Raw genomic sequence first — 6,025 nt, 5'->3', positions numbered from 1 at the left:
CTCAAAGGAATTCCTGAAGAGTGGCCGTTGTACAAATTGGTGAGCTGAAGATTTCTTGAGCGTCAGTTTTGTCCTGCATCTGAGACGTCGGACGCAGTCGCAGCGAATGCCCGGTGTTGGCAATAGCGGTCGTCGCGGTGCAAGAGCGGACATTGCCCCGCCACCACGCGGCCTTGAGTGACCGCTGAAGGCGGCTTAGCGGACATCTGACAAAAACGCTCAGATGTCTCAAGAGAGCCCACTCCCGACGTTGTTCAGTGGCGCAGCATCCGACGCGAAGGGCGGATAGCGAAAGTTCGCTGCGCTCTACCTGAATGACCACTTTTCGAAAATGAAATTCAGAATTGTTGAGTATCGGGAAGATAGAGCCAGTGATACCACAGATCATCCATCACGCGGACCACCAGGTCGGGGTCAATCGGTCCCTCACTCGGATTTGCCCTCAACATGACCTTTGAGACTGTTCCAAGTCTAGAGAAATAGATTGGGAATTCGAACTCTTGAGCACCAAAATCGATGCCCAAAGCACTGCCGGTCAACCATTGGAAAGACGGCTTTCGAGAAGTTCCCCTTTTTCTTTCAGAAGCGGATAAGCGATCATGGCAAAAGCCGTGTTTAGCATCTTGAGTGACCGCAACAGGTCTATGTGAATAGCGCTTGTTTCTATCGTTTCTGTCAAACCCTGCCGCAATCTTGTGAGGTGTTTCCTTTCTAGACGCTGTTCGACCTCGCGGATCATTTCCTTTTGCGCGACCAATTCCCGCGCTTCTCCAATGTCCTCGGTCATCAGAACGGCAATGCCGTGCTGGACATTGCGTAAGACCTTGTCGTGGAAATCAGAGAGCTCTTGCCAACCTTCCTCAGAAAAACTGGTCTTCTCTTCGTGTTTGCGACGGGCAAGGCTGACCATCTTCCGAGCGATAACGTCGGCTCCTGATTCAAGGTTCGTCGCCACACCGGCAAGATCGAACGCGCGTGTACCGGTGTCTTCATTTGGATCATTACTGCGGATACCCGACAGGTAGACCCTCAAATCAAAAGACATGCGCGAGATTGCGCGATCCTCGGTACGCAGACGGTCGACAACCGCCTCATCGAACTGGTCGAATAGAGGCATCGTGTCGCGAAGCATGATCTCAATACGGTTGCCCATGTCGACCATTTCGCGCTGTGCGCAGGCAAAGGCGCGGGCAGGTTGGTTTTGCACTTTTGGATCAAGGACCGAGCGGACGCCTTCAGCTTGCGCAGCCTTCCTGTCCGGAAGCAGAAGCGCGGTCATCCGCGCTGTGGGGTTGATTAGGACCAGACCTATCAGAAGCAATGCTCCGTTAAAGCCGAGGTGCACGTTGAGCGTCTGTTGCAGCGCGCTTCCGCCGGGTATCAGTTCCACGATCTCAAGCGCATGGAGAAGTGCCAATGCGATGCAGGCTCCGCCGCCGCGCAGTATGAGATTGCCAAGTACCACCTGTCGGACATCGATGTCCGATCGAAGAGTCAGGAAGAAGGCGATGAAGGCTCCGCCCAGATTTGCACCCAACACCATGGCGATGGCTGCCTGCACCGGCAAAACGCCCTGCGCGGCCAATGTGCCAAACAGCAGGACAGCAGCAACGCTGGAATGCACAAGCCAGGAAAAAAGCGCGGCAAGAAGAAACGCGGTAATGAGATCATCAGACAGATATGTCATTGCCGATCTGGTAGCCTCGCTTTGCGCAAGAGGGGAGCTTGCCTCACCAATCAGATCCAGAGACAGAAAGATCAGAGCGAGTCCGATCAGAATGCGCCCAATCTGCCGGAGAGATCGGCGGCTACTGCGCAGAAAGATTAGCACCCCGACCAGCAGCAGCAGGGGGGTGAGTACCGATATCCGGGAGGTCAGGATTTGCACCACGATGGCAGAGCCCAGGTCTGCACCCAGTATGACCGCGAGGCCTGCGGTCCCCCCTATGGCACCTGCAGACATGAACCCAGCAAGCAACAGCGCAACGGCCGTTGAGCTTTGCAGAAGGACGGCAGCACCCGCGCCAGTCGCAGCCGAGGTCGCCCTGTTGCCTGTCGAGCGTTTGAGCCATTGGCGAAGCTGGCCGCCAAAGGCCCGTTCGAAGCCCGTACGCACCAGACGGACTGCCCAGATCAGAAGCGCCGCAGCGGCGGCGAGGTTCAGGGCGATGACGACAGGTGTGCTTTCCATGGCTCAGCGTCCTAGAATGGAAAGGGCCCGTCCGCTGGTTTCAGCGGAACGGCGCTCCAGATGCCGCCGGGGTTCGTGTCGATCACCGCACAGCCTGTCGGCCCCCGAAAGAATCCTGTAGGGGCCTCGGTACGGCGGTCCATTGCGAAGCCGCTGCAAGTTGATGGTGCGGTTGCCACATGATGGTGGCCTAGTCTTCCGTGATGAATCCCGTGGACGTGACCTGCGACAAGTGTGACGGGGTTGTGTACATCCACCAAAATCATTTCGAGCGCGTGCGCGTTCTCAAGACCGATGGCATCCATGAAACGGATTCCGGTCTGGATCGGCGGATGGTGGAGCATGATGATCACGGGGCCTGATCCTGCGGCCTCAAGCGCGTGATGCAGCATGTCAAGGCTTTCATCGCGAAGCTGACCACCGCCTCGCCCTTCGACCAGTGTATCCAGTCCAACGACACGCGTGTTACCAACGTCGGCCACCCAGTCGATCAAGCCCATTTTTGGCATTTCTGGGAGATCGGCAAATGCCGCGCGCATGGGCCCGCGAGCGTCGTGATTGCCTGGAACCACATACAAGGGCAGGCCAAGCCGGTTGAGTTCGGTGCGTGCAAAGGCATAGCTTTCGATGCTGCCATCATCGCTTATGTCCCCCGAGACCAGCACCGCATCCAACGGAGCGAGCGCGGGCCGCAGCTCTTGCAGTCGATCAATGGCCGTTCGCAGGAGGTTGCGAGTGTCCAGAACGCCAGAGGCTAGGGCACCCTCATTCACCACATGCAAATCGGTCAGTTGCAGGAACCGCGCCATTGCCTCATTTGATCCCGGCGCGCAGGAAGGCCTGCACGAACTGGCGTTGGAAGATCAGGAAGGCGATCAGCAACGGAGCCACCGACATCATCGTCGCCGCCGAAATGACACTGATATCGACGCCGTTTTCCGGCGCGCCAAAAATCGACAGGCCTACGGTCAGAGGTCTTGTGTCGGGCGAATTGGTCACGATGAGCGGCCACAGGAAGTTGTTCCAATGGGTCGAGACCGAAACAAGCGCATAGGCCAGATAGGTCGGTCGTGCCAGCGGCACATAGACTCGCCACAGGATGCCGAACCATCCACATCCTTCGACCCGCGCAGCCTCGTGCAGTTCAATCGGCACGCCCTTGAACGCCTGTCGCATCAGGAAGATGCCAAAAGCCGAAGCCATGTAGGGCATCCCCACGCCTAAGATCGTGTCGAAAAGCCCAAGGCGCGAAACCATCGCATAGTTCTCAACGATCAGCACTTCGGGCAGAATGAAAAGCTGCATCAGCACCAGAATGAACACGAAATCCCGGCCCGGAAACTGCACCTGCGCAAAAGCAAAGCCAGCCAGGGTGGTCACGATGAACTGTCCGACTAGGATGACCGTTACCAGAAGGAAAGTGTTGATGAAGTATTTCAGCCATGGTGCGCCCGCCCATGCGGTGCGGAAGTTCTCCAGCGTCCACGGCGACAGCAGATTGAAATTCACCGCGTCGGAAGTGGAGTGGAATGCCGCCCAGAAGGCAAAGACCAGTGGCGATATCCAGATGATCGCCAGGAGCAGCGCGCCGAAGGCCTCGATATGCCGCGAAAACTCTTTCATTGGTAGTGGGTCCGCTTGTCGAGGATCGTGAACTTGATGCCCGCGACCACGCCCAGCACGACAAGCACGAGGATCGTCATGGCCGCCGCGTGCGGCGCGTCGAAGAAGGCAAAAGCCATTTCCCAAATGTAGTAGAGGATCAGCTTTGAGGCGTCGTTCGGACCACCTTTGGTCAGAATGAACAGATGGTCGATCAGCTTGACCGAGTTGATCAACGCGTTCACCATGATGAAAAGTGTCGTCGGCATAAGGAGCGGCAACACAATGCGGCGGGTGTAGGTCCAGCGGCTGCATCCTTCGATATCGGCGGCTTCCTTGAGGTCCTCGGGGATCGTCTGGAGCGCGGCGAGATAGAAAATCATGAAAAACCCGGCCTCTTTCCAAATCGTCACGATAATCACTGCCCAAAGCGCCGTTTCGGGTTGGCCCAGCCAGTTGATGCTGGGCAGGCCAATGAGGCCGCCAAGCTGGTCCAGCACACCCAGTCCGGGCGTGTAGAAGAAAAGCCAGAGGTTCGCGGCGGCGATCATCGGCAGGACGGTTGGCGTGAAATAGGCCGTGCGCACGAAGCCGCGTGCAGGAATCTTGGAGTTCGCCCAAAGCGCCATGGCAAGGGCGATGGCGATAGAGATCGGGATGGTGGCCCCTGCGTAAATCAGATTGTTGGTGACCACTTTCCAGAAGGTAGGGTCCGCGAAAAGATCCGTGTAGTTTTCACCGCCCACGAATTCGCTGGGCCTGCGCCGGGTGTTGCGGCTGAAGAGTGAGGACCAGAGCGTGGCAAGCGAGGGGTAGAAGGCAAATGTGGTCAGCAGGATCGCGGCGGGGGACAGCAGGATCCAGCCGTAGATCGCCTGCCTGCGGCGTTCATTGCTGACATGATCGGCCATGGATCGGTCCCCTGGAGAAAAAGATGGCAGGCGCCGAGAGGCAGGCGCCCGCCGTTTCGCTTACTGATAGTCGCGCAGCAGGCGCTCGGCGGCAGCCTGTGCCTCGGCCAAGGCTTCCGCAGGAGACTTGGCATCTGTGAGCGCCGCCTGGATCGCGTTGTTCAGACCTTCGCGCACGCGAGCGGTCTCGAAGGTCGAGAATTCGGCCACGGCGTTCTCAAGCTGGTTGCGCGCAACCAGTGCCGGCGGGAATTCCTGCGTGTAGGCCTTGAGCGTCTCGGTCTCATAGGCTGCGGGCGATACGCCCATGTAGCCGGTGCCAATGGACCATGCCGCTGCCTGTTCCGGCGAAGTCATGAACTCGATCAACTTCAGCGCGGCAGCTTTCTCTTCGGGCGTTGTGTCCTTGAATACGTAGAAGTTACCGCCACCGGTTGGCGATCCCTTGCGGACGTTCGCGGGCAGCTCGGCCACACCGAAGTCAAAGGTCGCGTTGTTCTTGACCGCAGTCAGGTTGCCTGTCGAATGCCACATCATCGCGGTCTGACCCTCAAGGAAGGCCTGGCGCAATGTGCCCCACTCCACGGTGCCGGTGGGCATGATTCCGTGTTCCTGGCTAAGTGACTTCCAGAATTCCAGTGTCTCGACAACGGCGGGGTCATCGAAATAGGTGGTCAGGCCGTCATCAGACATCACTTCCTTGCCGTTCTGGATCGCCAGCGCCTGGAACATCCAGTAGGGATAGCCCGTCGACGGGATCATCAGGCCATAGGTTCCGTCCTTGGTCAGCGCCTTCCCCATCGAGATCATCTCGTCCCATGTGGTGGGCGGCGCCTCCGGGTCGAGCCCTGCAGCCTTGAACATATCCTTGTTGTAGTAGGCCACGATGGTAGATCGCTGGAACGGTATCCCCCAGGTCTTTCCCTCGATCTTGCCGTTGGCCATGAGCGCCGGGTAGAAACTGTCGAGCCAGGCCTGATCCACGCCTTCGATATCGTCAAAAGCCACGATGATATCTTGTTCGATCAGATCATAGGCGTCGATCGAGAACATCACCGCCAGCTGCGCCGGTTCACCGGATGCAAGGGCCGACAGCGCCCGCACGCGGGTGTCGTCATAGTTGCCCGAGTAAACCGCGTTGACCTTGATGTCGGGGTTTGCTGCCTCGAAGTCGGCGACGATACCGTCAACCACCTCCGTCAGCGCGCCGCCCACGGCGATGGGGTAGTACATGGTAAGCTCGGTCTCCGCCGCCAATGGGGCGGCGAGGACCGTAGCTGACACAGCGGCCAGTCCAAGATTTCTGAATGCGTTCATTGGT

At 58.2% G+C, this 6,025-nt stretch carries 5 protein-coding genes; all 5 read right to left on the bottom strand.

What is annotated here, in order from left to right; genetic code table 11:
- Positions 1 to 535: 535 nt before the first annotated feature.
- From AB2B41_RS17195 to AB2B41_RS17175, 5 genes are read right to left on the bottom strand one after another with little or no spacing between them, the layout of a single operon-like run.
- Positions 536 to 2,191 carry a Na/Pi cotransporter family protein gene (locus AB2B41_RS17195; RefSeq protein WP_367879050.1) on the bottom strand — a complete coding sequence of 552 codons (1,656 nt, stop codon included), beginning with the start codon at positions 2,189 to 2,191 and terminating at the stop codon, positions 536 to 538.
- An 11-nt stretch (positions 2,192 to 2,202) separates the two neighbouring features.
- On the bottom strand, positions 2,203 to 3,000 hold the full coding sequence (locus AB2B41_RS17190) for a phosphodiesterase (RefSeq protein ID WP_367879049.1): 798 nt from the start codon (positions 2,998 to 3,000) through the stop codon (positions 2,203 to 2,205).
- Positions 3,001 to 3,004: 4 nt separating this feature from the next.
- Positions 3,005 to 3,814 (bottom strand): carbohydrate ABC transporter permease, encoded by an 810-nt coding sequence (locus AB2B41_RS17185; protein WP_367879048.1) that lies wholly within the window; start codon positions 3,812 to 3,814, stop codon positions 3,005 to 3,007.
- Positions 3,811 to 4,704 (bottom strand): carbohydrate ABC transporter permease, encoded by an 894-nt coding sequence (locus AB2B41_RS17180; protein ID WP_367879047.1) that lies wholly within the window; start codon positions 4,702 to 4,704, stop codon positions 3,811 to 3,813. Before AB2B41_RS17180 ends, AB2B41_RS17185 begins: the two co-directional genes overlap by 4 nt.
- A gap of 60 nt (positions 4,705 to 4,764) precedes the next feature.
- Entirely contained in the window at positions 4,765 to 6,021 is a 1,257-nt protein-coding gene (locus AB2B41_RS17175) for an ABC transporter substrate-binding protein (protein ID WP_367879046.1), read from the bottom strand.
- Positions 6,022 to 6,025 lie beyond the last annotated feature (4 nt).

Origin of the sequence: Sulfitobacter sediminis (assembly GCF_040811725.1) — a bacterium.
In the GTDB taxonomy this organism is placed as follows: Bacteria; Pseudomonadota; Alphaproteobacteria; order Rhodobacterales; family Rhodobacteraceae; genus Sulfitobacter; species Sulfitobacter sediminis.
Note: the sequence above shows the minus strand (reverse complement) of the source record. Positions and strands in the feature narration are given on the sequence as shown.

Bases quoted from the DNA above. Each gene is read 5' to 3' on its own strand.
- AB2B41_RS17190 (WP_367879049.1), bottom strand. From the start codon at position 3,000: ATGGCGCGGTTCCTGCAACTGACCGATTTGCATGTGGTGAATGAGGGT.
- AB2B41_RS17185 (WP_367879048.1), bottom strand. From the start codon at position 3,814: ATGAAAGAGTTTTCGCGGCATATCGAGGCCTTCGGCGCGCTGCTCCTG.
- AB2B41_RS17195 (WP_367879050.1), bottom strand. From the start codon at position 2,191: ATGGAAAGCACACCTGTCGTCATCGCCCTGAACCTCGCCGCCGCTGCG.
- AB2B41_RS17175 (WP_367879046.1), bottom strand. From the start codon at position 6,021: ATGAACGCATTCAGAAATCTTGGACTGGCCGCTGTGTCAGCTACGGTC.
- AB2B41_RS17180 (WP_367879047.1), bottom strand. From the start codon at position 4,704: ATGGCCGATCATGTCAGCAATGAACGCCGCAGGCAGGCGATCTACGGC.